Below are 25,461 nucleotides of genomic sequence, written 5' to 3' on the forward strand. Positions count from 1 at the left end.
CAGTCACATGACCAACCAAAGCGTGCTCGCGCTCGACATCGGTGGCACCAAGCTCGCGGCCGGCGTCGTCCGCGAGGACGGGGAGGCGCTGTCGTTCCTGACCGTGCCCACCCGCGTCGAGGAGGGCCCCGACGCCTGCCTCGACCGTCTCTTCGCGCTCGGACGCGACGCCTTGACCGCCGCCGGGATCGCACCGGATGACGCGCCGCGAGAGCTGCTCGGCTGCGGCATCGGCTGCGGCGGGCCCCTCGACTCGACGTCCGGCGTGCTCGTCGCGCCGCCGCACCTGCCGGGCTGGCTCGACATCCCCATCACCCAACTCGCCCACGACGCATACGGGTTGACGTCCGTCCTCGACAACGACGGGACGGCCGGCGCCGCGGGGGAGTGGCGGTTCGGCGCGGGCCGCGGCACCCGCCACCTCGTGTACCTCACCGTGTCCACCGGCGTCGGCGGCGGCTTCGTCGTCGACGGGCGCACCTACCGGGGCGCGGCGGGCAACGGCGGCGAGCCCGGCCACATCACCGTCCGCTCCGACGGCCGGACCTGCAAGAGCTGCGGCCGGGCCGGCTGCCTGGAGGCGTACGCGTCCGGCACCTCGATCGCCGAACGCGCCCGTGAGGCCCTCGCGGGCAACCGACGGACCGTGCTCGCGGGCCTGCCGAACGGCGACGTCACCGCCGCCGACGTGGCGCGCGCCGCCCGCGACGGCGACGGACTCGCCGCCGAACTGTGGCAGGAGACCTGCGAACTCCTCGCCCAGGGCCTCGCCTCCATCGTCAATCTCTACGAGCCGGAACTCGTCGTCCTCGGCGGCGGCGTCACCCGCTCCGGCGAACAACTCCTCGCCCCCGTACGGGAGATGGTGGCCCGGCTCGCCATGGGACCGGCCGCGAACGCGGCCCGCATCGTCACCGCCACCGGCGGCGACAAGGCCGGTGTGCTCGGCGCCGCCGCCATCGCCTTCGAACGCCTCACGGAACACAACGGGTCCGCCGCCGATCTCGCCCGGGTCTGACCCCGCGCGCGACCCCGCCACCTCGCCCCGCCGAACGCCCCGACGCCTCGCTTCAGGAGCACCATGTCCGCCCCGCCCTCCTCCGCCCGCCTCAGTCCGGCGACCCAGATCGCCGAACACGTCGCCGCCGCGCAGCGCCTCGAGGAACTGCTGCCCACCCTGCGCACCGTCGGCGACGCGCTGATCGAGGTGTTCCGCCGCGGCGGCCGCCTCTACACCTTCGGCAACGGCGGCAGCGCCGCCGACGCACAGCACCTGGCGGGCGAGTTCATCGGCCGCTACCTGCGCGAACGCCGGGCGCTCCCGGCGGTCTCGCTCGTCACGGACCCCTCCGTCGTCTCCTGCATCGGCAACGACTACGCGTACGAGGAGGTCTTCGCCCGCCAGGTCGAGGCCCTCGTCACCGCCGACGACATGGTGGTCGGCTTCACCACGTCCGGGCGCTCCGCGAACGTGATCCGGGGCCTTGAGGAAGCGGGCAGGCGCGGCGCGCGCACCGTCCTCTTCGCGGGCGGTGACAACGATGGCATGCCCGCAGCCGCCCACGCCGAGCACGTCCTCGTCGCCCCCGCACACACCACTGCCCGTATCCAGGAGATGCACCTCACCCTCCTGCACCTGCTCAGCGAGCACGTCGACGCCTGGGCCGCGGGCCCGGACGCCCACCACCCGCACGACCACCGCCCGGAGGCCGCCGTATGACCACCGCGAAGCCCAACTCCCGCGAGCGCACCCTGCACCTCGTCGGCAACGCCCACATCGACCCGGTGTGGCTGTGGCGCTGGCCGGAGGGCCTCCAGGAGATCCGGGCCACCTTCCAGTCCGCGATCGACCGCATGGAGGAGTACCCCGACTTCGTGTTCACCTGCGACTCCGTGATGTACCTGGAGTGGATCGAGACCCACGACCCCGAGCTGTTCGCGAGCATCCGCAAGCGGGTCGCCGAGGGCCGCTGGCAGATCGTCGGCGGCTGGTGGATCGAGCCCGACTGCAACATCCCGTCCGGCGAGTCCTTCGTCCGACAGGCCCTGTACGGGCAGCGGTACCTGATCGAGAAGTTCGGCGAGGCCGCGACGATCGGCTGCAACCTCGACCCGTTCGGGCACAACGCGACCATCCCGCAGATCCTGCGCAAGTCCGGGATGGACGGCTACATCTTCCTGCGCCCGGGCCCGCACGAGCAGGTGCTGCCCGGCCAGTTCTTCCACTGGGAGGCGCCCGACGGCTCCCGCGTGCTGGCCTACCGGCTGCCGAACGAGTACTGCACGCCCGGCAAGGACATCGGCAACCACCTCGACAAGTCCCTCGCCATGATGCCGCCGGACGAGTCCGAGCTGATGGTGTTCTACGGCGTCGGCAACCACGGCGGCGGCCCCACCAAGGCCAACCTCGACTCCATCGCCCGCCTCGACGCCCTCGGCGGCCTGCCGAAGCTCGAACTCTCCCACCCCGAGCGGTTCTTCGAGCGCGTCCGCGACCGCGAGGACGTTCCCGTGCACGCGGGCGAACTCCAGCACCACGGCCCCGGCTGCTACTCCGCGCACTCCGGCGTCAAGGCGTGGAACCGCCGCGCCGAGAACGACCTCCAGCGCGCCGAGAAGTGGGCGTCGGTCGCGGCGGCCGTCGCGGGCGAGACGTACCCCGTCGAGAAGCTGACGGAGGCGTGGAAGCTGGTCCTGTTCAACCAGTTCCACGACATCCTCGCCGGTACGTCGATCCGCTCCGCCTACGACGACGCGCGCGACGACTACGGCCGCGCCCGCTCGATCGCCGCCGACGTCTTCAACCGCGCCACCCAGGCGATCGCCCGCCGCATCGACATCCCGCTCGCCGACGGCACGGTGCCGGTCGTCGTCTTCAACCCGCATCCGTGGGAGCTGGAGCAGGACGTCGAGGTCGAGTTCGCGCAGGCCGCGACCGTCCGCCTCACCGATCAGGACGGCGAGCCGGTGCCGGTGCAGCTGACCCGGTCCGAGGCCAGCATGATGGGCAGCCGCGGCCGGCTCGCGTTCCGCGCCACGGTGCCGGCGCTCGGCCACCGGGTGTACCACCTGGTGCCGGGAAGCGTCCCCGAAGCGGGGCCGGTGCGCGCGACCGACACGACGCTGGAGAACGAGCACCTGCGCCTCGAGGTCGACCCGGCCAGCGGCTGGCTCACCTCCTTCATCGACAAGTCGACCGGCGCCGAACTGATCCCCGCGAAGCCCGCACCGCACGCCGTCGTCATCGACGACAAGAGCGACACCTGGGGCCACCGCGTGCGCGCCTACGACCAGGCCATCGGCTCCTTCACCGGCCGCCGCGTCCGCCTCGTCGAGTCCGGCCCGGTGCGCGCGGTGCTGCGCATCGAGTCCGCGTACGGCACCTCGCGCATGGCCGAGGAACTGGTGCTCTCGGCGGGCGCCCGCTCCGTCGAGGTGCGCACCGTCGTCGACTGGCACGAGCAGCTCAAGACGCTCAAGCTCCGCTTCCCGACGGCGCTCACCGATGTGACGGCCACACACGAGATCCCTTACGGGTATGTGGAGCGCACCCCCGACGGCACCGAGGAGCCCACCCAGGCCTGGGTCGACGTCACCGGCACCCTCCCCGGCGGCGAGCGGGCCGGACTCACCGTCGTCAACGACAGCAAGCACGGCCACGACGTCACCGGCGCCGAGATCGGCATGACCGCGCTGCGCAGCCCCGTCTACGCCTGGCACGAGCCGAAGATCCTCGACGAGGACGGCGTCTACGAGTACCTCGACCAGGGCCGCCAGGAATTCCGGTACGTACTGCTCCCGCACGGCGAGGACTGGCGCGTGGCCGACCCCGCGCGGCGCGCCGCCGAGCTGAACCAGCCGTCGTTCGCCCTCCTGGAGACCTTCCACGAGGGGCCGCTCGCCCAGCTCCAGGCGCATGCCGACGACGGCGCGGGCAGCGTCGTCGTCACCGTCGTCAAGGGCGACGAGGACGCCTCCGGCGACGCGATCGTGCGGGCCTACGAGTCGCGGGGCGAGGCCGCGTCGGCGCGGATCGCGCTGCCGATGCTGGGCGAACAGCGGGTCATCGAGGCCGAGTTCGGGCCGCACGAGATCAAGACGTTCCGCGTACCGGCCGACCCGGCGGCGCCCGTCACCGAGACGGATCTGCTGGAACTTCCCGTGACCACGGCGCCGGAGGCCTGACCCTCGTGCTGCACACGCTCGACGACGGCTGGGAGCTGCGGGCCTGCCTGGGGGACACCTGGCGCTGGCTGTGCGGCCCCGGCCGCCCGGACGGGGAACCGGGCTGGTTCCCCGCGCGGGTCCCCGGCTCCGTCCTCGACGACCTGCGCAGGGGCGGGCAGATCCCCGACCCGTACGTGGGCACGAACAGCCTGCTCAGCGAATGGGTGCCGCAGCGCGCCTGGCTGTACCGCCGCGTCCTGGATCTGCCGCGCCTGGCGGACGGTGAGCGCGCCCTGCTGCGTTTCGGGGGCGTCGACCACGAGGCGACCGTCCTCGTCGACGGCCACGAACTGGCCCACCACGAGGGCATGTTCGTGCCCTTCGAAGTGGACGTCAGCGCGTACGCGGACGGGGGATCGCACCTGCTGGCCGTCGTCGTCCACCCGGCCCCGCCCGGCGAACCCCAGGTGGGTCGCACGGACCGGGTGCGCACCCACAAGACCCGCATGAACTACGGCTGGGACTTCTGCCCCCGCCTCGTCCACCAGGGCATCTGGAAGCCGGTACGCCTGGAGGTCGCGGGCCCCGTGCGGCTGCGGGACGCGGTGGTCGGCGCGCACGCCGGCGACCGGTGCGTACGGGTGGAGGCGGCGGTCGAGGCGGCCGGGGCCGGGGTGCTGGGTGTGACGGTGCACGGTCCCGACGGCGCGCTCGTCGCGGAGCTGGACGTCCCGTTCGAGGCGGGCCACAGCGGACCGGTCGGCGCCGAACTCTTCGTCAGGGAGCCGGAGTTGTGGTGGCCCAACGGCCACGGCGCCCAACCGCTCTACACGGTGACCGTACGGGCATCGGGCGGCGAACCCGTGGTGCGCACGGTCGGATTCCGCACCGTGCGCCTCGTGCCCAACCCCGGCGCGCCCGACGACGCCCTCCCCTACACGATCGAGGTCAACGGCCGACGCATCCACGCCAAGGGCTGGAACTGGGTGCCGCAGGACGCGCTCTACGGGGTCCCGCGCCCGGACCGGCTCGCGCACCTGCTCGCGCTCGCCGCCGACGCGCACGTCACGCTGCTGCGAGTGTGGGGCGGCGGACTCGTCGAGACCGAGGAGTTCTACCAACTCTGCGACGAACTGGGCCTGTTGGTGTGGCAGGAGTTCAGCCTCTCCAGCTCCGGGATCGACTCCGTCCCCGCCGCCGACGACGCGTATCTCGACCTGATGGAACGCGAGGCGCGGGCGATCGTCCCCGCCCTGCGCCACCATCCGGCGCTCGCCCTGTGGGGGCCCGGCAACGAACTCCACGACACGGCGACCGCCACCCCGCTCGACGAGAAGTCCTCACCGGTCGTCGAACGGCTGGCCCGCGTCGTCTCCGAACTCGACCCCGGACGCGGCTGGTTGCCCGGCTCCCCGTCGGGCCGCGACTTCCTCAACACGCGGGAGAACATCGAGCGCGCGCCCGACGGCCAGCACGACGTGCACGGCCCCTGGGAGCACCAAGGGCTCGGCGCGCACCAGGAGTTGTACGACGCCGGAACCAGCCTGCTGCACTCCGAGTTCGGCGTGGAGGGCATGGCCAACCGGCGGACCTGGGACGCCGTGGTGCCCGCCGGGGCCCAGTGGCCCACCGACCGGAGCAACCCCGTCATGGAGCACCTCGGCGCCTGGTGGAACAACGCGCCGCTGGTCCAGGAGACGTTCGGCGGCCGGCTCGACAGCGTCGACCGGATGCGCCGCGCCAGCCAGCAACTCCAGTACGACGGGCTGCGCTACGCCGTCGAGGCCAACCTGCGCCGCGCACCGCGCTCCTCGGGCGCCATCCCCTGGCAGTTCAACGAGCCGTTCCCGAACGCCTGGTGCACCGCCGCCGTCGACCACCGCGGCGACCCCAAGCCCGCCTACCACGGGGTGCGCCGCGCCTATCGACCCGACCACGTGTGCGCGTCGTTCGCCACGCAGGCGTGGGCGGGCCGGGAGCGGTTCGAGGCGCGGGTGCGCGGGTGGCGGGACGGGGCGACCCTCGCGCGCATCGTGGCACTCGACGGGCGGGTGGCGGCGGAGAGCCGGGGCGCGGACCTCGTTGTCCCGGTTGCCGATCTGCCGGGTCCGCTGTTCGTGCTGGATCTCCAACTACTGGGTGAGGATGATGAGTTGAAAGCGGACAACAGATACGTCCACAGCGTCGGCGCCGACCTCTCCGCCCTTCTCGACCTGCCCCCGGCCCGCGTCTCGCTCGACTGGGAGCCGGACCGGAGGGCCGTACGCCTCACCCACGTCGAGGGCCCGGCCGCCCTCGGCCTCCACCTCACCGACGCCCGGCCCATCGACACCCCCGGATGGGCCGTGTTCGGGGACAACATGCTCGATCTGCTGCCCGGGGAATCCGCCGAGGTGCCCGTCACCTGGCGCGACGCCCCCGAAGAGGGCCGCGCCGTACTGCTGGAAGGCTGGAATGTCGATGCCCGAGTCCTTGACTGAGACGTCGGAAGCCCCGACGTGGGTGTTGCGCGCCGAGAGCGAGGGGATCGCCGAACTCCCGTATGTCGTCGGCGTGTTGGACGCCAATGGTGCGTGTCTGCCAGTGCCGGTCACGCGTGCGGCCGACCCGACGGCCCTCGGTGGCAGCGCCCACGGCTTCGACGCCACCCTCCGACTCCACCGCCTCCACGCCGGCTCCTACGAAGCCCAACTCTCCGTACGCTATGAGGGGTTGGAAGCGGTCGATGCCGGGCTCCGCATAGAGCTGCGGCTGGGTGAGAGCGACGACCCCGGGTGGCTGATCCCCGGCGCCTTCTACGGCGAGAACCGCCGCGTCGACTGCGCGCGCCCTTACCCGCGTTACGCGACCGTCGGCCTCCAGGACGACCTCACCGCCTCCGCCTGGTCCTTCCGCGCCGACCGCTGCGCCACGCCCGCCGTCTTCGCCCGCGACCGGCGCGGCGGCGCCGCCCTCGCCCTCGCCGAGACCGGCCCGCTGGGCGAACAGGGCGTCGGCTTCGCCCTCGTGGACGGCGACCGGCCGGCGCTGCGGCTGCACGCCCCGTACCGCGAGGAACCCGTCACGTACTACGGCTCCGGCACCCCCAAGCCCGCCGACACACCCCTGCACACTTGGCGGCCGGGCGAGGAACACACCCTGCGCTTCACCGTGCACCTCCTCGACGCCGATCCGCACGCCTACGCGCGCGTGCTGCGTGCCCTGCACCAGGCGGTGCCCGAGGGGGAACCCGCCGCCTGGGTCGGCATCGACGAGGCCGCCGCGCTGTCCGCCGAAGGACTGCACCGCTGGCACTACCGCAGCGACCCGCCCGTCCTCCTGGAGACCGCCGCCTTCGACCGCGAGGCGCTCGGCGACAGCGGCGACCGGCAGGCCATGCACGTCTCCTGGATCAGCGGCGTGCCCTACGCGCACGCGCTGCTGCTGCACGCCCGGCGCGTGGGCGACACCGAGCGGGCCGAGGCGGCCGTCGCCGTCATCGACCACATCTGCGCCCACCTCACGCCCGGCGGCACCTTCTGGGGCCAGTGGTCGCGCTCGCGCGGCTGGTCGGCCGGGTGGACGGGCGACGCCGACCGGCTGCACGCGCGCACCCTCGGCGACGCGACGCTGTTCACGCTGCGTGCGCTGGTCTCCGAGCGGGCGCGGGGCCACGCCCACCCGTCCTGGGAGGCGGCCGTGCGGGGCAATCTGGCCGCCGCGCTCGCCGGACAGGACCCGGCCACCGGACGCCTCGCCGCCGCGCACGACGTGCACACCGGCAAGGGCCTCGACCACGAAGGGGCGGCGGGGCTCGCCTTCGTCGGCGCGCTCGTGGAGGCCGCCGAGGTCTTCCAGGAGCCCGCCTACCTGGAGGCGGCCCGGCGCGCGGGCGCGGCCTTCGACAGCGACGTGCGCTCCGAGTTCCTGTGCGGCGCCCCCGAGGACGTCTCCCTCGCCCCCACCTCCGAGGACGGCTACAACGCGATCATCGCGTACACGCTGCTCCATGAGGCGGGGGACCCGGAGGGGCGGTGGCTCGACCTGGCCCGCCGCGCAGCCGACTGGACCCTCACCTTCCGTTATACGTACGACGTCCGCTTCGACGAGCACACCTTCCTCGCCCGCTACGGCTTCCGCACCCGCGGCGCCGACCAGGCCTCGCCGTCCAACCAGCACCTGCACGCCTTCGGCCTGATCTGTCTGCCCGAGTTCGTGCGCCTCGCCCGGTACCTGGACGATGCCTACTACCTGCGCTCGACGCGCGAGAACCTCGACTGCTTCCGCCAGTTCGTGGCCCGCGCCGACGGCGACTTCAACGCCTACCGCGGCATGGTCAGCGAGCGCTTCTACCAGACCGAGTGCTTTCAGGCGAAGGGCATGCTGCTCACGCTCTCCCACGCCTGGTCGGCCGGTGTCCTGCTGTACGCCTGCGAGCGCGCCCGTGAACTTCCCGAGTTTCAGGAGACTTTGTGACGACGCCCGGACCGCACTTCCCCGCGGGCTTCCGATGGGGCACCTCCACCTCCTCGTACCAGGTCGAGGGTGCCGTGGACGCCGACGGGCGCGGCGAGTCGATCTGGGACCGGTTCTGCCGCGCGCCGGGAGCGATCGACGGCGGCGACACCGGTGACATCTCCGTCGACCAGTACCGCCGCCGCGCCGACGACACCGCGCTGATGGCCGAACTCGGCACCAACGCCCACCGGTTCTCGCTCGCCTGGCCGCGCATCATGCCCGACGGCGGGGGCCGGGTCGAGCGGCGGGGCCTCGACCATTACGACCGGTTCATCGACGGGCTGCTGGAGCGCGGCATCGAACCGCTCGTCACGCTCTACCACTGGGATCTGCCGCAGGCGCTGCAGGAGCGCGGGGGCTGGCGGAACCGGGAGACGGCGGAGCGGTTCGCCGAGTACGCGTCCGTCTGCTTCGACGCGTTCGGCGACCGCGTCCGCGACTGGGTCACCATCAACGAGCCCTGGATCGTCGGCCTGCTCGGCCACCAACTCGGCCTGCACGCACCGGGCGAGAAGGACCTCAAGGCGTCCGTCACCGTCATGCACCACCTGCTGCTCGCCCACGGACTCGCGGTCCGCGAACTGCGGGCCGGCGGGCGCGACGACGCCCGCGCGGGCATCGCCTACTCCCTCTTTCCCCACACCCCCGACGACCCGGCGAACCCCGCCGACCGTGCCGCCTCCGAGGCCTCCGACGGGTACGTCAACCGCTGGTTCCTCGACCCCGTGCACGGCCGCGGCTACCCGGCCGACATGCGCGCCCACTGGGAACAGGCCGTCGGCGAACTGGACTTCATCCAGGACGGCGACCTCGACACCATCGCCGCCGGCAGCGACTTCATCGGCGTCAACTACTACACCCGCCGCATCGTCTCCGCCCGCCCCGGCGACGGACCGTGGCCCTGGAAGGTCGAGGAGGGCCGCCCCGACACCGAACGCACCGACCTCGGCTGGGAGATCGTCCCCGACGACCTGGAGTCCCTGCTGGTGCGCCTCCACCGCGACCACCCGGACGTGCCGCTCCTGATCACCGAGAACGGCGCGATCTACGGGGACGGGCCGGGGGACGACGGCCGCGTGCGCGACCGCCGCCGCATCGCCTTCCTCCGCTCGCACCTCGCCGCCGTGCACCGGGCGATCGGCGCGGGCGCGCGCGTGGAGGGCTACTATCACTGGTCGCTGCTCGACAACTTCGAGTGGGCTATGGGGTATTGGCCCCGCTTCGGCCTCGTCCACGTCGACCGGGAGACGCAGCGCCGCACCATCAAGGACAGCGGCCGCTGGTACGCGGAGGTGGCCCGCTCCGGAGTGCTGCCCGCGGTCGACTCCGGGGGCGGCGATGAGTGAGGGGGTGCTCCTCGGCGGGCTCGACATCGGCACGACACATGTGAAGGCCGTGCTCTGCGAGGCGTCGTCGGGACGGGTTGTCGCCCGCGCCAAGTCACCGACACCCTACGGGAGTTCGCCTCACACCCATCCGGCCGACGGGCTCGTCGCCGCGGCGCTCGGAGTCCTCGCCGCCTGCGTACGGGAGGTCGGTCGCGCGCCGGAGGCCATCGGGGTGACCGGGATGGCGGAGGCGGGTGTGCCGCTCGACGCGCAGGGCCGCCCGATCGGCCCCGTACGCGCCTGGTCGGACCCCACCCCGGCGCCGCACGCGGCACGGCTGGCCACCGCCCTCGGCGCCCACCAACTCCACTTCCGTACCGGGGTGTTGCCCAGCCCGAAGGTGCCGCTCGCCAAGTGGTGTGCGCTGGTGGCGGACGACGCCGGGTTGCCCGCGCGCATGCGGACGTGGGCGGGCGCCGCCGATCTCGTCGCGCACGCGCTGACGGGGGCGGTCGGCACGGACGCCACGTTCGCGCAGCGCACCATGGCGTGGGACCCGGTCGCGTGCCGGTGGATCCCCGAGCTGCTGGGGGAGGCGGGGCTGGGCGTCGGCCACATGCCGCGCGTGCGCGAGGTCGGGGAACCCGTCGGGTGGGTCACGGCAGGGGCCGCCGGTGAGGTGGGGTTGCGTGCCGGTACTCCCGTCGTCGTCGCCGGGCACGACCACCTCGTCGGGGCCTGGGCCGCGGGAGTGCGTGCGCCCGGGGAGGTCGCCGACTCCATGGGCACCGCCGAGGCCGTCCTCACGGTCACCGCCGAACCCCCGGACCGGGCCGGCGCCGCCGCCGAGGGCATGTCATGGGGCCGGCACGCAGACGGTGAGCACTTCATCGTGCTCGCCGGCGCGGGCAGCTCAGGGCTCCTGGTGGAGTGGTTCTGCGACCGTTTCCTCGACGGGACACAAGGACACGCCCGCTACGAGGAGTTCGCCCGGCTCGTCGACACACTGCCCGCGACACCGTGCGGACCGACCGTCACCCCGTACGCGCACGGGCGCAGCGCCCCGCGGCCCGATCCGGGGGCCCGGCTCGCGGTGCATGATCTGCGCATCGAGCACGGGCCCGCGCACCTCGCCCGCGCCATCCTGGAGGGCACGGCGCACCAGGCACGTTGGATGACCGACACGCAGGCGCGGCTCTGCGGTGGGCTCGCGCCCGGCTCCGTGACGCTGCTCGGCGGCTCCACCAGGCTCGCGGCCTGGACCGCGCTCAAGGCGGCGGTCGCGCCGTGGCCCACGCGGGTGTGTGCGGAGCCGGAGGCGGCGGGGCGGGGTGCGGCGCAGTTGGCGGGGCGTGCGCTTGGCCTCGACGGTGCGGTCCCGGCGGGTTCGCGTCCGCTGGTGCCCGATGTGGGGGTGGCGGAGGCGCATCGGGCGCATCACCGCGAACGGTTCCTTCCGCTCGTCGCCCCGCCACGCCCGACCGTCCCCACGTCACGGGGCTCCGCCCCGGCCCCCGCTGCTCAATCGCCGCAGGGGCTTGATAGGCCGGACTCGCGACGCCCACCTGTGACGGACGACGGCGGTCCGGCTGCCGGGTCGGGGGCCCACTCATGAGGGGTGCACCCCGCTCCGGTGATCCGCCTGCCGGGTCGGGGGCCCACTCATGAGGGGTGCATCCCGCCCCGGCGGTCCGCCTGTCGGGTCGGGGGTCCATCCATGAGGGGCGCACCCCGACCCCGGCGATCCGCCTGCCGGGTCGAGGGGGCCGGGCCCGCCCATGAGGGGCGCAACTCACCTATGAGGGGCGCACCCCGCCCGGGGGCGGCCTCCACCTATCGCCCCCGTCCATGGGTGGCCTCCACTCATGGGCGACCCCGCCCCGAAGGGCGGCCGTCATCGCCGGGGGGCGATCTGTTGTCCAAGCACGGCTCCCACCCGTTTCCGTCGACCCCGCCCGCCTTGGGCAATCTGCCGCCTTGGGCGGCAGGGTGGGCAAGGCGGCCCCGGTGCAGGCCGCATGTCACGAGGGGCCCGGCCCCGGCTCCGACCCCTCCCGCAATCCCGATTCCGCTCCCCGCTCCCCGATCCCGATCCCGATCCTGAAGGAACGTAGACCCATGACCCGCACCACCCCCACCCCCACCCCCACCCCCACGCTCACCGGCGGATCCGTCGCGCCCGCCGAACTCGCCCGCCCCACCGGCACGTTCGCCATGGTCGCCGCCGACCAGCGCGACTCGCTGCGCACGATGATGGCCGACCGCGCCGGCGTCCCCGGCACGGACATCCCGGACGACCACCTCACCGACTTCAAGATGGCCGTCGCCCGCGAACTCGCCCCGCACGCCTCCGCGTTGCTCATCGACCGCGACTACGGCTACCGGCGCCTCATCGACGACAAGGTGCTGCCCGGCTCCTGCGCGCCGATCCTCGCGGTCGACATCCTCGACCAACAACCCGGTCAGGCCGTCGAGGGCACATCCCTGGACGAGACCGTGGACACCGCGGCGATCGTCGCCGACGGCACCCGCGGCCTGAAGCTCCTGGTCATCTGGCGCCGCGACGACCAGCGCGAACAACGCGTCGAACTGGCCTCCCGCTTCATCGACCTGTGCCGCACGGCCGGACTCGCCTCCGTCCTCGAACCGGTGGCCCGCCCGGCCCGCGGCGAGGAGGACACCTTCGTCCTCAACGGCGCCATCGTCGAGGCAGCCCGCGAACTCGCCCCGCTGCGGCCCTCGTTGTACAAGTGCCAGGTCCCCGACGGCGGCGTCGGCTCCCTCGCCCACCTCACCGAACAGGCCGCCCGCATCGACGCCGTCGTCGACGTCCCCTGGGTCGTCCTCTCCCAGGGCGTCGCCGCCGCCGACTTCCCGGCCGCCGTCGAGGCCGCCTGCCGCGCAGGAGCCTCCGGCTTCCTCGCGGGCCGCGCCCTGTGGACCGACGCCCTCACCGGCGACCGCGACGCGGCCCTCCGGGGACCCAGCACGGACCGGCTCCGCCGCCTCGGCGACATCGTCGACACCCACGGCCGCCCGTGGTGGGACACGCCCGCGGCCCGCGACGGCGTGGCCGTCACCCACGAGGAGGCCTCCGCGTGAGCACCCGTACCGCCCGCGTCTGCGTCCTGCACACCGTCGCCGCGCTGCCCGCCACCTTCGACCCGCTGCTGCGCGAACTCGCCCCGCACACACGCCCGTACCACGTCGTCGACGAGAGCCTGCTCGCCGACACCGTCGAGCACGGTCCGCTGCCCCGTACCGCCGCCCGCCTCGCGGCCTACGTCCAGCAGGCCGAGGCGGCCGGCGCCGAAGCCGTCCTCGTGACCTGCTCGTCCGTCGGCCCGTTCGCCGAACAGGCCCGGCCGCTCGCCGGGATCCCGGTCCTGCGCGTGGACGAACCCATGGCCGCCGAGGCGGTCCGCACCGGCCACCGCATCGCCGTCCTCGCCACCCTCGACTCGACGCTCACGCCCACCGCCGACCTGGTGCGCCGGGCGGCCGTCGCGGAAGGGCGGGACATCACGCTCACCACCACCGCCTGCCCGGGCGCGTACGAGGCACGGACCACCGGCGACCAGGACCGGCACGACCGGCTCATCGCCGAGGAGGCCCGACGCCTCGCCGCCGACCACGACGTCCTGGTCCTCGCCCAGGCGTCGATGGCCAACGCGCTCACCGCACTGCCGGAGGGCGCGCTCGGCGTGCCCGTCCTCACGTCGCCGCGCTCGGGCACCGCCCAACTCGCCACTCTGCTGGGCCGGAACGGAGACACCCCGTGAACCCGGACGACGCCTGGTGGCGCTCCGCCGTCATCTACCAGATCTACGTCCGCAGCTTCGCCGACAGCGACGGCGACGGCATCGGCGACCTCCCCGGCATCACCGCCCGCCTGCCACACGTCGCCGACCTCGGCGCCGACGCCGTGTGGCTCACCCCCTTCTATCCGTCCCCGATGCGCGACGGCGGCTACGACGTCGCCGACTGCCGCGACATCGACCCCCGCTTCGGTACCCTCGCCGACGCCGACGAACTCCTCTCCCGCGCCCACGCGTTGGGCCTGCGCGTCATCATCGACATCGTCCCGAACCACACGTCCGACCAGCACGCGTGGTTCCAGGAGGCCCTCGCCGCCCCGGCCGGCAGCCCGGCCCGCGCCCGCTACGTCTTCCGCGACGGCCGCGGCGACGACGGCGCGCAGCCGCCCACCGACTGGCAGTCCGTCTTCGGCGGCCCCGCCTGGACCCGCGTACCCGACGGCCAGTGGTACCTCCACCTCTTCGACGCCACCCAGCCCGACCTCGACTGGAACCATCCCGAGGTCGTCGCCGAGTTCCACGACATCCTCCGCTTCTGGCTCGACCGCGGCGTGGACGGTTTCCGCTTCGACGTCGCCCACGGCATGGCCAAGGACCTCGCCGAACCCCTCCGCGACCTCGGCCCCGACCAGGCGCACCACCGCATCGTCGGCGACGGCTGGCACGGCAAGCACCCGTTCTGGGACCGCGACGAGGTGCACGACCTGCTGCGCGGCTTCCGCGCCGTCACCGACACGTACGAGCCGCCCCGCGTCACCGTCGCCGAATCCTGGGCGGCCCTCGACCGGCGCGGCCAGTACGTACGCCCCGACGAACTCCACCAGGCCTTCAACTTCGACTTCCTCGGCGCCGACTGGGACGGCACGGCGCTACGGGCGACGATCGACCGCTCCCTCACCCTCGCCGACGAGGTCGGCGCGACCCCCACCTGGGTCCTCTCCAACCACGACGTCGTCCGCCACGCCTCCCGCCTCGCCCTGCCGGCCGGCACGGACGTGGAGTCCTGGCTCCGGTCCGACGGCCGGGACCCGCACATCCCGCCCACCGTCGCCGCACACCGCGCCCGCGCGGCCGCACTCCTCCTCCTCGCCCTCCCCGGCGCCGCCTACGTCTACCAGGGCGAGGAACTGGGCCTGCCCGAGGTCGCCGACCTCCCGGACGAGGCTCTCCGCGACCCGGTACGCCACCGCTCGGCCGGCGCCCGCAAGGGCCGCGACGGCTGCCGCGTCCCGATCCCGTGGGAACGCACGGGCCCCTCGTACGGCTTCGGCCCGGCCGCCCCCTGGCTGCCCCAGCCCACGAGCTTCGCCGCCCTCTCGGTGGAGGCCCAACAGGCCGACCCCACCAGCCCCCTGGCCCTCTACCGCGAGGCCATCGCCCTGCGCCGCACCCTCCTCACCCCGAACACCGACATCACCTGGCACTCCGCGGAAACCGACCCCGTCCTCGACTTCACGGTCGGCTCCCTGCGTTGCATCACCAACCCGACCCCCGAACCGACCCTGCTACCCCCCACCTCCCCAGTCCCCCCGTCCCTCACAAGCCTGCCCCTCCCACCCAGGGCCCGCCTCCTCCCCCCGGACACAACGGCCTGGTACCGGGTCGACACCGCGGAGCCGAGCCAAGAGGGCGCGTCCGGGGGCTGACCCGAACCCAGCCCCCGGCCCCCCCCTCTGTCTCGCCAGCCCCACCTCACCCCACCACCGCCGCCCGCACACACAGCACGTCCGGAAGATGTGACGCCACCTGTTTCCAGGTGTCGCCGTCGTCGGGGGATGCGTACACCTCGCCGTTGCGGTTGCCGAAATAGATGCCGGCCGGGTCGTTGTCGTCCGTGCACAGGGCGTCGCGGAGGACCGTGCCGTAGTGGTCGGTCTCGGGGAGGCCGTGGGTGAGGGGTTCCCAGGTGGTGCCGGCGTCCTGCGTGCGGTAGACGCGACAGCGGTGGTCGGCCGGGACGCGGTCGATGTCCGCGGTGATGGGGAAGACGTACGCCGTGTCACCGCGGTGCGGGTGGGCGGCCGCGGCGAAGCCGAAGGTCGAGGGGAGGCCCTCGCCGATGTCGAGCCACTTTCCGCCGCCGTCGTCGCTGCGGTACACGCCCCAGTGGTTCTGGAGGTAGAGGCGGTCCGGGTCGACGGCGTCCCGCGTCACCTTGTGCACGCACTGGCCGAACTCGGGGTTCGGGTCGGGGAGGAAGACCGCGGCCACCCCGGAGTTCGCCGGGGACCAGCTCTCGCCGCCGTCCGCCGTGCGGAAGACCCCCGCCGTGGAGACGGCCACCGTCACCGCGCGCGGGTCCCGCTCGTCCGTCAGGATCGTGTGCAGGCCCTCTCCGCCGCCGCCCGGCACCCACTGCGAGCGCGTGGGGTGCTCCCACAGCGGGCGGCACAGTTCGAACGTCTCGCCCCGGTCCTCCGAGCGGTACAACGCCGCCGGTTCCGTGCCCGCGAACACCACGTCGGGTTCGGAGGCGGACGGGTGCAGCTGCCAGACCCGCTCCAGTGAAGTGCCGGTGAAATCGGGGAACTTGACGGCGGGCTTGGACGGCTCGGTCCACGAGCGGCCCAGGTCGTCCGAGTGGAAGACCGACGGGCCGAAGTGCGCGCTGTCGCCGCCCGCGAGGAGCCGTGGTCGCTCCCCGCGGGTGTCGATGGCGACCGAGTACACCGCTTGCGCGTTGAAGTACGGACTCTCGTCGAACTCGAACGCGCCGCCGTCGCGCTTGCGGCCGAGGAAGAGGCCCTTGCGGGTCCCCACTGCCAGAAGTACGTCAGTCATGCCGAACCTCCGAAACGTCGTTGTCTCCAGGTATCGGTCAGTCTGCACCCCACCACTGACAACGGCGTCCGCACCGGACATCCCCGCAGGTCAGGCCGGTGTCGGCACCGCCAGCGGGAAGTGGCACGCCACCCGGTGGCCCGCCGAGCCCGGCGTCGACTCCGGCGGCTCCGTCGTCGCGCAGACGTCCTGCGCGATCGGGCACCGCGTCCGGAACCGGCAGCCCGACGGGGGCTTCGCCGCCGACGGGGTCTCGCCCGTGAGCGGCGACCCGGTGGCGGCGGCCGCCTCGGGGTCCGGGACGTTCACCGTGTCGAGCAGGCCGCGCGTGTACGGGTGCAGGGGGTGGTTGTAGACCTGCTCCGCCGGGCCCACCTCCACCAGCTTGCCCAGGTACATCACCCCGACCGTGTCCGCGAGGTAGCGGACCACCGCCAGGTCGTGCGAGATGAACAGGTAGGTGAGGCCGCGTTCGCGCTGGAGTTCCCGCATCAGGTTCAGGATCTGCGCCTGCACCGAGACGTCGAGTGCCGACACCGGTTCGTCCGCCACCACCAGGTCGGGAGACAAGGTCAACGCCCGTGCCAGGCCCAGGCGTTGGCGCTGGCCGCCGGAGAACTCGTGCGGGTAGCGGTGCACCGCGCCGCGCGGCAGGCCCACCGCGTCGAGGAGTTCGCCGATCAGCTTCTCCTGCTCGGCCTTGTCGCCGACGCCCTGGATGACGAGCGGCTCGCGCAGGATCTCGCCGACCCGCATCCGCGGGTCCATCGCCGCCGTCGAGTCCTGGAACATCAACTGGACGTCGCGGCGGTGCGCGCGCCGCTCCGAGCGCGACAACGAGGCGCGGTCGCGGCCGTCGAAACGTACGGAGCCCGCCGTCGGCTCCTCCAGGCCCGCCACGATCCGGCCCAGCGTCGTCTTCCCGCAGCCGGACTCGCCGACCATGCCGAACGTCTCGCCCTTGCGGATGCTCAGCGACACCCCGCCGACCGCGCTGACCGTGCCCCTGCTGCGCGAGAACGGGCCGCCCTTGAGGGGGAACTCCTTGACCAGCGAGTCGAGTTCGACCAGAACCTCGCCGGGCGACGCCTGCGCCGGAATCGTCGGCGGCGCGATTACCTCGTCGGCGTCCACCGCGTCCGCCTCGTGCGGCACCGGGTGGAAGCACGCGAACCGGTGGTCCGCGCCCTGCACCTCGTCCTCCTCGAGGAACGGCTCAAGGGTCCGGCAGTCGTCCGTCGCGAACAGGCAGCGCGGCGCGAACCGGCACCCCGTGGGCCGCACCGTCAGGCTCGGCGGCAGGCCCGGGATGGTGTGCAGCTCCGTCTCGTTGTCCGCCGCACGCTCGGGCAGCGCCGCGAACAGCGCCTCCGTGTAGCGGTGCCGGGGGCGGGCGAACAGGCCGCGTACATCGGACTGTTCGGCGACCTGACCCGCGTACATCACGGCGACCCGGTCCACCCGGTTCGCGATGACGCCGAGGTCGTGCGTGACGAGGATCATCGCCATGCCGAGCCGCTCGCGCAGATCGTCGATGAGCTCCAGGATCTGGTGCTGCGTCGTCACGTCGAGCGCCGTCGTGGGCTCGTCCGCGATCAGCAGCTTCGGCTCGCAGACCAGGGCCATGGCGATGGCGACGCGCTGGCGCATGCCGCCGGACAGCTGGTGCGGATACGCCTTCATGCGCTCGGCCGGCTGCGGCATGCCGACCAGGCGCAGCGTCTCCTCGGCGCGCGCCCACGCCTCCTTCTTGGACACGTTCCGGTGCAGCAGGAGCGGCTCCGCGACCTGCGCGCCGATGGTCATCGTCGGGTTCAGGGACGTCAGCGGGTCCTGGAACACCATGCCGATGGTGTTGCCGCGCACGTCCTGGAGGACCGGTGCGGGGGCGGTGGCAAGGTCCTGTCCCTCGAACATGATGCGGCCGCCGGTCACCTCGCCGCCGGGCGGCAGCAGGCCGAGGACGCTGAGCGCCGTCATGGTCTTTCCGCAGCCGGACTCGCCGACGATACCGAGGGCGTCACCCGGGGCCAGTTCGAGCGAGACGCCGTCGAGGGCGTGGACGGTGCGGTCGCGCGTGGAGATGTCGACGCGCAGGTCGTCGATCCTGAGCAGAGGCTCGGTCATGTCAGCTTTCCTAGATCCCTTGCGTTGCCTGATCCCGGCCCGGTCCCGGTCTGGTCCCACGTGAGCTACTTGCGCAGCCGTACCTCGAACGCGTCGCGCAGTCCGTCGCCGATGAAGTTGAACGCGGCGACGACCAGGACGATCGCGATGCCCGGCGGGAAGATCAGCCACCAGTAGCCGTTCTGCGTGTAGGTGATGCCGGCGGACAGCATCGAGCCCCAGTCGGCGGACGGCGGCGGGATCGACAGGCCGAGGAAGGCCAGGTAGCTGACGTAGAGGATGGCGTCGGCGATCTGGAACGTGCAGTTGACGATGACCGTGCCGATGGCGTTCGGGACGATGTGCTTGAAGACGGCGCGCGCGCCGCCACCGCCCATCATCCGCATCGCCTGTACGTACTCCCGGTTGCGCAGCGACAGCGCCTCGCCGCGTACCAGGCGGGCGGGGGAGAGCCAGGCGACGCCCGCGATGATGACGATGAGGACGCCCTTGCTGGGCGTGATGATCGCGGCGACGACCACGAGCAGGAACATCGCCGGGATGGCGAGCGCGGCGTCGGTGATCCGCATCATCGTCGCGTCGACCCAGCCGCCGAAGTATCCGGCGACGGCGCCGTACACGGTGCCGAAGAGCGTCGCCAACAGGCCTGCCGCCAGGCCGATCTCGAGGGACGTCTGCCCCGCGACCATGAGCCGGCCGACCATGTCGTAGCCGAGGTCGGTGGTGCCGAGGAGGTGTCCCGACGCGCCCGGTGCCAGGTTCGCCTGGGACAGGTTCGTGTGGATCTGCTCCGTTGGGTGGACCAGGGGGCCCAGGTAGCAGAAGGCGAGCAGCAGGACGAGCAGGATCACGCCGCTGAGGGCGAGCTTGTTGCCGGTGAACACGCGCAGGGTGCGGCGGGCCAGCGAGGGCGTGGCCTGCGCGGTCTCCTCCTGTCCGGGTATGACAGAGGTCGTCACAGCAGTGGTCATGACACGCTCCGGATCCGCGGGTCGAGGACGGCGTACAGGATGTCGGTGAGCAGCGAGCCGAGGACGGTCGCGATGCCGACGACGAGGGTCACGCCGAGCAGGACGGGGAAGTCCGAGCCCTGCGCGGCGTTCCAGAACAGCAGCCCCATGCCCGGGTAGTTGAACATCGACTCGACGACGAGGGCGCCGCTGAACAGGGTCGGCAGGTAGAGGCCGAGGAGGGTGGCGAGCGGGATCAGGGCGTTGCGCAGCACGTGCTTGACCATGATCCGGCGGCTCGACTGGCCCTTCGCCATGGCCGTGCGGACGTATTCCTCGGTGAGGTTGTCGAGGACCGCCGAGCGCATGTAACGGCTGAACATGGCCACGATGCCGAACGCCATGGTCACGACCGGCAGGACCAACCCGGGTATGTCGCCCAGGAGTTGACCGATCGTCTCGCCCTGCGGGGCCTCCGCCGGGAAGATCGGCAGCACCTGCGCGAACAGGATGATCATGATGAGGCCGAGGAAGAACACGGGCGTCGCGTACATCAGGAACGCGAGTCCGGTGAGCGCGTAGTCGGACGCCTTGCCGCGCCGCACCGCCTGGACCAGGCCGAGCGGCACCGCGATGAGCACCGCGAGCACCGTCGACATGAGGGTGAGCAGGAGCGTCTTCGGCAGGCGCTGGGTGAGCAGGTCGATCACCGGCGAGTTCAGCTTGTACGACTCGCCGAGGTCGCCCGTCACCAGGCGCTTCAGGTACATCAGGTACTGCGTCGGCAGTGAACGGTCGTAGCCCTGCACGTGGTTGAAGTGCTCGATCTGCTGCGGGGTGCCCTTGGGGCCGAGGATCGCGCGCGCGGGGCCGCCCGGCAGCAGGTGCAGCAGGGTGAACACGATGATCGAGACGAGGAACAGGACGACGAGCGCCTGAAGGAAACGCTTGACCAGAAAGCCGGTCACTTCTCGGCCTCCTTCTTTACGCTCTTGTTGGCGCTCTTGGAGTTCTTGACGTAGTACCAGTGCGACGGCGCGAAGGTCACCGTCGGGTTCTGCTCGATGCCGCGCAGATCGCCCCGGATCACCGACACCTGGTACGCGGGGTTCGGCATCCACATCACCGGCAGCTGCTCCGCCAGGTACTCGCCGTACTCATGGATGGCCTTCATGTCGGGCGCGTACTGCACGGCGCGGATGAGGCGGTCGGCCTTCTTGTCGCTGTAGTTGCCGAAGTTGGAGGAGGCTCCGGTGGAGAAGAGCTGCTCGCCGCTCGGGTTGAGCGGGTAGTACCAGCTGCCGGCGGTGCCGAAGAAGGACATGTCCCAGTTGCAGCCGGGGTCCTTCACCTTGCACGGAACGGAGTTGCCGAGCACGGAGTTGAGCGGCTGCTGGCGCACGGTGAGGTCGATGCCGGCCTTGCTGAGCGACGACTTGAGTTCCTGCATCATGTTCGTCGTCTCGGTCGAGCCTGACTGCGAGAGCAGGGTCAGCTCCAGCGGGTCGTTCTTCCCGATGCCCTTGCCGCACTCGTCGTCGCCCGTGCCGGGCCGCACGCAGCGCGCCGTGCCGTCGACCGTCCTCCAGCCGTGTGCCGACAGCAGCGACCTGGCCCTGGAGACGGAGAACGGGTACTGGTTGTGCGCCATCTTCTTCGACAGGTACTGGCTCTTCGGCGTGACCGGGACCGGGCCGAGCGTCTCGGTCGCGCTGCCCTGCCAGATGACCTTGCTCATCGCCTTCTGGTCGACGAGGTGCTGCATCGCCTGCCGGATGTAGAGCTGGTTCATCTCCGGGCCCGCGTGCGTGGAGTTGAAGTTGTAGACGATGTACGTGGCCGCCCAGCCCTCCCACGGGTCGACGCGGTACCCCTTGCCCTCGAACTTCTCCTTCTGCGCCATCACCGACGGCGGGATGTAGCCGTAGTCGACGCCGCCGGAACGCAGCACGTTGTACTCGGAGTCGGCGGTGGTGAACGGTTTGAAGACGACCTTGTCGAGGTGCGGGCGCTCCGACCTCGGCCCGGTGTACTTCTCGTTCGGGACGAGTGTCACCTGCCCGTTGTCCCGCCATCCGGCCAGCTTCCAGGGGCCGTTGACGGTCTTCCACAGCGGGTCGGTGCCGTACGAGCCGAGGCTCTTGGCGTGCTGGGTGAGCCGGGCGAAGACGGCCTTGGCGCCCTTCGTGGTGCGGTCGAAGTCGCCGACCTCGCCGCCGTCGGTCTTCGCGTCCCAGGCGTGCTGGGGCAGGGCGCGCATGTAGTAGAGCTGATTCGCCGTGAACCAGTCCGGGTTGTACGAGCGCTTGAGGCGCAGCCGTACGGTGTGGTCGCCGACGAGCTCGAACTTCTTGACGTTGTCCGGGATGTTGCCGACCGAGTAGCCGCCCCAGTCGGCTTTGTTCGCCTTGACGAGGTTGAACCAGAACTCGAGGTCGCGGCCGGTCACCTCGGTGCCGTCGGACCACTTGACGCCCTTGCGCAGCGGGATGGTCACCGTCTTGTTGCCGTCGCTGTACTTCGGCTCCAGGCCGAGCGTGCTCGGCCCGTGCGTGACCAGCTCGCCCTTCTTCTGCACGGCGTCGTACACGGGCATGTAGAGCTGGGACTGGATCGCGTAGTTGTAGGAGCCGCCGTAGCCGGGGGCGCCGATCGGGAAGATCCAGTTCGGGGTCGCCGCGGGTGGCAGGGCCATGGTGGCCGTGCCGCCCTCGACGGGGGTGCCGCCCGTGCGGCCCATGGCGATGCGGCCGGCCTCGTGCGTGCAGCCGGTGAGCGCCACGAGCGCCGCCGCGAGGACGAGCGCGGCCGACGCCTTTGACCTGAGGGAACGCATGCCGAAGGGCCTCCAAGGGGACGGGATCCAGCCCCGTGTGAAGATTCGACGAGGGGCGCCCGAACGCTAAGTCGACCGTTCGAAGCAAGTCAATAGGTTCATTCGGAAAGTAAGTCAAAATCCACCAGGGTCTGGCGCACTTGATTCGGTGATGGTTAGTGTTCGGTCCGGCATCGAACGAACTGACCGAAGTAAGTTTTCAGGGGGACCGGATGACGGACACCGCGCACGAGGGCGAGCCGGGTTCGGCCCGGCACATACTCCGGCTCGGCCGACCTCGTCAGGGAACTGGGCCTCGCGCCCTCCACCGTCTCGCTGCGCGTGCAGGAGCTGGTGGCCCAGGGCGTGCTCACCGAGTCCGGCGAGGGCGCCTCGCGCGGCGGACGCAGGCCGCGACTGCTGCGGGTCAAGGCGCAGGGCGGCGTCGCGCTCGCCGCCGACCTCGGCAGCCGGCACGCGCGGCTCGGCGCCGTCGACCTCGGCGCGGCCGTGCACGACGCCGTCGACCTGCCGCACGACATCACCGCGGGACCCGAGTCCGCCGTCGACTGGCTGTGCGCCCAGGTCGCCCAACTCGCCGGGAAGCAGCGGGAGTCGGGGCGGACCGTGCGCGCGCTCGGCGTCTCCTTCCCGGGCCCCGTCGACCCGGCGGACGGCCGCGTCCTGAGCCCCTCACGGATGCCGGGCTGGCACCGCTACCCGCTGCGCGACGTCCTCGCCGAGCGGCTCGGCATGCCGGTGACCGTCGCCAACGACGCCACGATGATGGCGGTCGGCGAGCACCGCACCTCCCGGCCCGAGCTCGACCACATGGTCGTCGTGAAGGCCGGCCGCGGCATCGGCAGCGGCGTCATCGTCGCGGGCCGGCCGCACGACGGTGCCAACGGAAGCGCCGGAGACATCAGCCACGTCCGCGTCGAGGAGGCCGGCGAGCGGCCCTGCTCCTGCGGGAACATCGGCTGCCTGGAGACCGTCGCGAGCGGCGCCGCCCTCATCCGCGAACTCGCCGCACAGGGCGTCGACGTGGCGAACACCACAGAGCTGCTCCGGCTCGTAGCCGACGGCGACCCCGTCGCCACCACGCTGGTGCGCGCCGCGGGGCGGCACATCGGCACCGTGCTCTCCGTCGTCGTGAACTTCTTCAACCCGCGGGTCGTCGCCATCGGCGGCGTCCTCGCCACCGCCGAACCCCTCGTCGCCGCCGTCCGCGGCGTGCTCTACGAGCGCTGCCTGCCGCTCGCCACGGCCGACCTGGAGATCACCACGACGGCCGCGGGCCGCGACGCGGGCCTGCTCGGCGCGGGCCTCACGGCCCTGCACAAGAACTTGTCGGCCACGGCCCCCGCCCCGAAGGAAGAGAGCGCCCACGCATGACCAGCACCACCCCGCCGATCACCGGCCGCCGCCTGCGCATCGGCATCGGCGGCATCGGCATCGAGTCGTCCACGTTCTGCCCGCACCGCTCCACCACCGACGACTTCCGGCAGACGCGCGGCCAGGACCTCCTCGACCGCTACACGTGGACGCGGCCCGACTCCGACCTCGCCGAGCACGTCGAATGGGTGCCGCTCCTGCACGCGACCTCGCTGCCCGGCGGCCCGGTGGAGGCCGAGTCGTACCTGATCCTCAAGAACGAACTCGTCACCCGCATACGGGAGGCGGGCCCGCTCGACGGACTCGTCTACGACATCCACGGCGCCATGAGTGTCATCGGCCTCACTGACGCCGAGGGTGACCTCACGGAGGCGGTCCGCGCGGCGCTGGACCACAACGGCACCCCCGACGGCGGGCGCCCCATGATCTCCACGGCCATGGACCTGCACGGCAACGTCTCGCGCCGCTTCGCCGAGCCCATCGACCTGCTCACCGCGCACCGCCTCGCCCCGCACGAGGACGCCTGGGACACCCGCGAACGCGCCGCCCGCAACCTCGTGCGCTGCCTGCGCGAGGGTGCCCGCCCGCACCGCGCCTGGGTCCAGGTCCCGGTCCTGCTGCCCGGCGAGAAGACCAGCACCCGCCTGGAGCCCGCCAAGTCCCTCTACGCGTCGCTCGTCGACATCGAGCGTAAGGACGGCATCCTCGACGCGGCGATGTGGGTCGGCTACGCCTGGGCGGACGAGCCGCGCTGCAAGGCCGCCATCGTTGTCACCGGCGAGGACGCCGAACTGGCGGCGCGGGAAGCCGAGTTGCTGGCCCGCCGGTACTGGGACGCGCGCAAGGACTTCCTCTTCGTCGGCCCGACCGGCAGCGCCGAGGAGTGCGTCGAGAAGGCCGTCGCCTCCGACAAGCGGCCCTTCCTCATCAGCGACTCCGGCGACAACCCGACCGCGGGCGGCGCGGGCGACCTCGCGTACATGCTGGGCAGGCTGCTGGAGAACGACGCGATCCGCACGGGGAAGGTCACGGCCGTGCACCCCGGCATCACCGACCCGGTCGCCGTCGCCCGCTGCTTCGAGGCCGGGGTGGGCGCCGAGGTGACGCTCTCCGTCGGCGGCAAGGTCGACGCGAACCACGGCGGTCCTTACGAACTCACCGGCACCGTCGAGGCGTTGCAACGCGCCGCCGACCAGAAGGACCGCGCCGAGGGCGGGGCGTACGACCGCGGCGTCGACATGGCGGCCGTCCGCGTCGGCGGCCTCACCGTGATCCTCGTCGAGCGCCGCAAGCCGTTCCACACCCTCGCCGACTTCACGGGCCCGGCCGATGGCGGCCTCGGCATCGACCCGCGGACGTACGACGTGGTCGTCGTCAAGATCGGCTACCTGGAGCCCGAACTGCACGACATGGCCGCGGACTGGCTGCTCGCGCTCACCCCCGGCGGCGTCGACCAGGACCTGCTGCGCCTGGGACACCACCGGGTGGAGCGCCCGCTGTACCCGTTCGACGAGGACGCCTACGAGACCGGTTCCGAGAACGGACCCGACCTCACGCCCACCCTTCTGTAGGACTCATCCAGG

The 25,461-nt window shown here is 72.3% G+C and carries 17 protein-coding genes; 12 read left to right on the plus strand and 5 right to left on the minus strand.

The window, feature by feature from the left end; genetic code table 11:
- Positions 1–7: 7 nt before the first annotated feature.
- From ACP4E5_RS38120 to ACP4E5_RS38165, 10 genes are all read left to right on the plus strand, one after another.
- Positions 8–1,018 carry an ROK family protein gene (locus ACP4E5_RS38120; protein WP_425837205.1) on the plus strand — a complete coding sequence of 337 codons (1,011 nt, stop codon included), beginning with the start codon at positions 8–10 and terminating at the stop codon, positions 1,016–1,018.
- A gap of 63 nt (positions 1,019–1,081) precedes the next feature.
- The gene (locus ACP4E5_RS38125; RefSeq protein WP_425837208.1) at positions 1,082–1,720 is read left to right on the plus strand and encodes a D-sedoheptulose-7-phosphate isomerase; all 639 of its coding nucleotides are present in this window, start codon (positions 1,082–1,084) and stop codon (positions 1,718–1,720) included.
- Positions 1,717–4,185 carry an alpha-mannosidase gene (locus ACP4E5_RS38130; protein WP_425837211.1) on the plus strand — a complete coding sequence of 823 codons (2,469 nt, stop codon included), beginning with the start codon at positions 1,717–1,719 and terminating at the stop codon, positions 4,183–4,185. Before ACP4E5_RS38125 ends, ACP4E5_RS38130 begins: the two co-directional genes overlap by 4 nt.
- A gap of 5 nt (positions 4,186–4,190) precedes the next feature.
- Entirely contained in the window at positions 4,191–6,647 is a 2,457-nt protein-coding gene (locus ACP4E5_RS38135) for a glycoside hydrolase family 2 protein (RefSeq protein WP_425837214.1), read from the plus strand.
- Positions 6,640–8,622: a hypothetical protein gene (locus tag ACP4E5_RS38140; RefSeq protein WP_425837217.1), complete on the plus strand. Its 1,983-nt coding sequence runs from the start codon at positions 6,640–6,642 to the stop codon at positions 8,620–8,622. Before ACP4E5_RS38135 ends, ACP4E5_RS38140 begins: the two co-directional genes overlap by 8 nt.
- The gene (locus tag ACP4E5_RS38145; RefSeq protein ID WP_425837220.1) at positions 8,619–10,010 is read left to right on the plus strand and encodes a GH1 family beta-glucosidase; all 1,392 of its coding nucleotides are present in this window, start codon (positions 8,619–8,621) and stop codon (positions 10,008–10,010) included. The genes ACP4E5_RS38140 and ACP4E5_RS38145 overlap by 4 nt, the downstream gene beginning before the upstream one ends.
- Positions 10,003–11,607 carry an FGGY-family carbohydrate kinase gene (locus ACP4E5_RS38150; protein WP_425837223.1) on the plus strand — a complete coding sequence of 535 codons (1,605 nt, stop codon included), beginning with the start codon at positions 10,003–10,005 and terminating at the stop codon, positions 11,605–11,607. The genes ACP4E5_RS38145 and ACP4E5_RS38150 overlap by 8 nt, the downstream gene beginning before the upstream one ends.
- Before the next feature lie 503 nt (positions 11,608–12,110).
- Positions 12,111–13,094, plus strand: coding sequence for a hypothetical protein (locus tag ACP4E5_RS38155; RefSeq protein WP_425837225.1), 984 nt, complete (start codon positions 12,111–12,113; stop codon positions 13,092–13,094).
- Positions 13,091–13,774, plus strand: coding sequence for an aspartate/glutamate racemase family protein (locus tag ACP4E5_RS38160; RefSeq protein WP_425837227.1), 684 nt, complete (start codon positions 13,091–13,093; stop codon positions 13,772–13,774). The genes ACP4E5_RS38155 and ACP4E5_RS38160 overlap by 4 nt, the downstream gene beginning before the upstream one ends.
- The gene (locus ACP4E5_RS38165) at positions 13,771–15,456 is read left to right on the plus strand and encodes a glycoside hydrolase family 13 protein (RefSeq protein ID WP_425837230.1); all 1,686 of its coding nucleotides are present in this window, start codon (positions 13,771–13,773) and stop codon (positions 15,454–15,456) included. The genes ACP4E5_RS38160 and ACP4E5_RS38165 overlap by 4 nt, the downstream gene beginning before the upstream one ends.
- A 46-nt stretch (positions 15,457–15,502) precedes the next feature.
- Here ACP4E5_RS38165 and ACP4E5_RS38170 read toward each other — a convergent pair whose 3' ends face one another.
- The 5 genes from ACP4E5_RS38170 to ACP4E5_RS38190 form a co-directional block, all read right to left on the minus strand.
- Entirely contained in the window at positions 15,503–16,591 is a 1,089-nt protein-coding gene (locus tag ACP4E5_RS38170; protein ID WP_425837233.1) for a WD40/YVTN/BNR-like repeat-containing protein, read from the minus strand.
- Positions 16,592–16,681: 90 nt separating this feature from the next.
- Positions 16,682–18,718 carry an ABC transporter ATP-binding protein gene (locus tag ACP4E5_RS38175; RefSeq protein WP_425837235.1) on the minus strand — a complete coding sequence of 679 codons (2,037 nt, stop codon included), beginning with the start codon at positions 18,716–18,718 and terminating at the stop codon, positions 16,682–16,684.
- A gap of 65 nt (positions 18,719–18,783) precedes the next feature.
- Positions 18,784–19,689, minus strand: coding sequence for an ABC transporter permease (locus ACP4E5_RS38180; protein WP_425837237.1), 906 nt, complete (start codon positions 19,687–19,689; stop codon positions 18,784–18,786).
- Positions 19,686–20,636: an ABC transporter permease gene (locus ACP4E5_RS38185; RefSeq protein WP_425837240.1), complete on the minus strand. Its 951-nt coding sequence runs from the start codon at positions 20,634–20,636 to the stop codon at positions 19,686–19,688. The genes ACP4E5_RS38180 and ACP4E5_RS38185 overlap by 4 nt, the downstream gene beginning before the upstream one ends.
- On the minus strand, positions 20,633–22,504 hold the full coding sequence (locus ACP4E5_RS38190; protein WP_425837243.1) for a peptide ABC transporter substrate-binding protein: 1,872 nt from the start codon (positions 22,502–22,504) through the stop codon (positions 20,633–20,635). Before ACP4E5_RS38190 ends, ACP4E5_RS38185 begins: the two co-directional genes overlap by 4 nt.
- Before the next feature lie 321 nt (positions 22,505–22,825).
- On the opposite strand from ACP4E5_RS38190, the gene ACP4E5_RS38195 reads away from it, so the two are divergent.
- Positions 22,826–23,878 (plus strand): ROK family protein, encoded by a 1,053-nt coding sequence (locus ACP4E5_RS38195; protein ID WP_425837245.1) that lies wholly within the window; start codon positions 22,826–22,828, stop codon positions 23,876–23,878.
- Positions 23,875–25,449 carry a M81 family metallopeptidase gene (locus ACP4E5_RS38200; protein ID WP_425837248.1) on the plus strand — a complete coding sequence of 525 codons (1,575 nt, stop codon included), beginning with the start codon at positions 23,875–23,877 and terminating at the stop codon, positions 25,447–25,449. Before ACP4E5_RS38195 ends, ACP4E5_RS38200 begins: the two co-directional genes overlap by 4 nt.
- Positions 25,450–25,461: the final 12 nt, after the last annotated feature.

Source organism: Streptomyces fractus (genome assembly GCF_049844455.1).
Taxonomy (GTDB): Bacteria; Actinomycetota; Actinomycetes; order Streptomycetales; family Streptomycetaceae; genus Streptomyces; species Streptomyces fractus.

Coding starts and splice junctions, on each gene's coding strand:
- ACP4E5_RS38130 (WP_425837211.1), top strand. CDS start 1,717: ATGACCACCGCGAAGCCCAACTCCCGCGAGCGCACCCTGCACCTCGTC.
- ACP4E5_RS38120 (WP_425837205.1), top strand. CDS start 8: ATGACCAACCAAAGCGTGCTCGCGCTCGACATCGGTGGCACCAAGCTC.
- ACP4E5_RS38125 (WP_425837208.1), top strand. CDS start 1,082: ATGTCCGCCCCGCCCTCCTCCGCCCGCCTCAGTCCGGCGACCCAGATC.
- ACP4E5_RS38180 (WP_425837237.1), bottom strand. CDS start 19,689: ATGACCACTGCTGTGACGACCTCTGTCATACCCGGACAGGAGGAGACC.
- ACP4E5_RS38175 (WP_425837235.1), bottom strand. CDS start 18,718: ATGACCGAGCCTCTGCTCAGGATCGACGACCTGCGCGTCGACATCTCC.
- ACP4E5_RS38200 (WP_425837248.1), top strand. CDS start 23,875: ATGACCAGCACCACCCCGCCGATCACCGGCCGCCGCCTGCGCATCGGC.
- ACP4E5_RS38150 (WP_425837223.1), top strand. CDS start 10,003: ATGAGTGAGGGGGTGCTCCTCGGCGGGCTCGACATCGGCACGACACAT.
- ACP4E5_RS38190 (WP_425837243.1), bottom strand. CDS start 22,504: ATGCGTTCCCTCAGGTCAAAGGCGTCGGCCGCGCTCGTCCTCGCGGCG.
- ACP4E5_RS38155 (WP_425837225.1), top strand. CDS start 12,111: ATGACCCGCACCACCCCCACCCCCACCCCCACCCCCACGCTCACCGGC.
- ACP4E5_RS38170 (WP_425837233.1), bottom strand. CDS start 16,591: ATGACTGACGTACTTCTGGCAGTGGGGACCCGCAAGGGCCTCTTCCTC.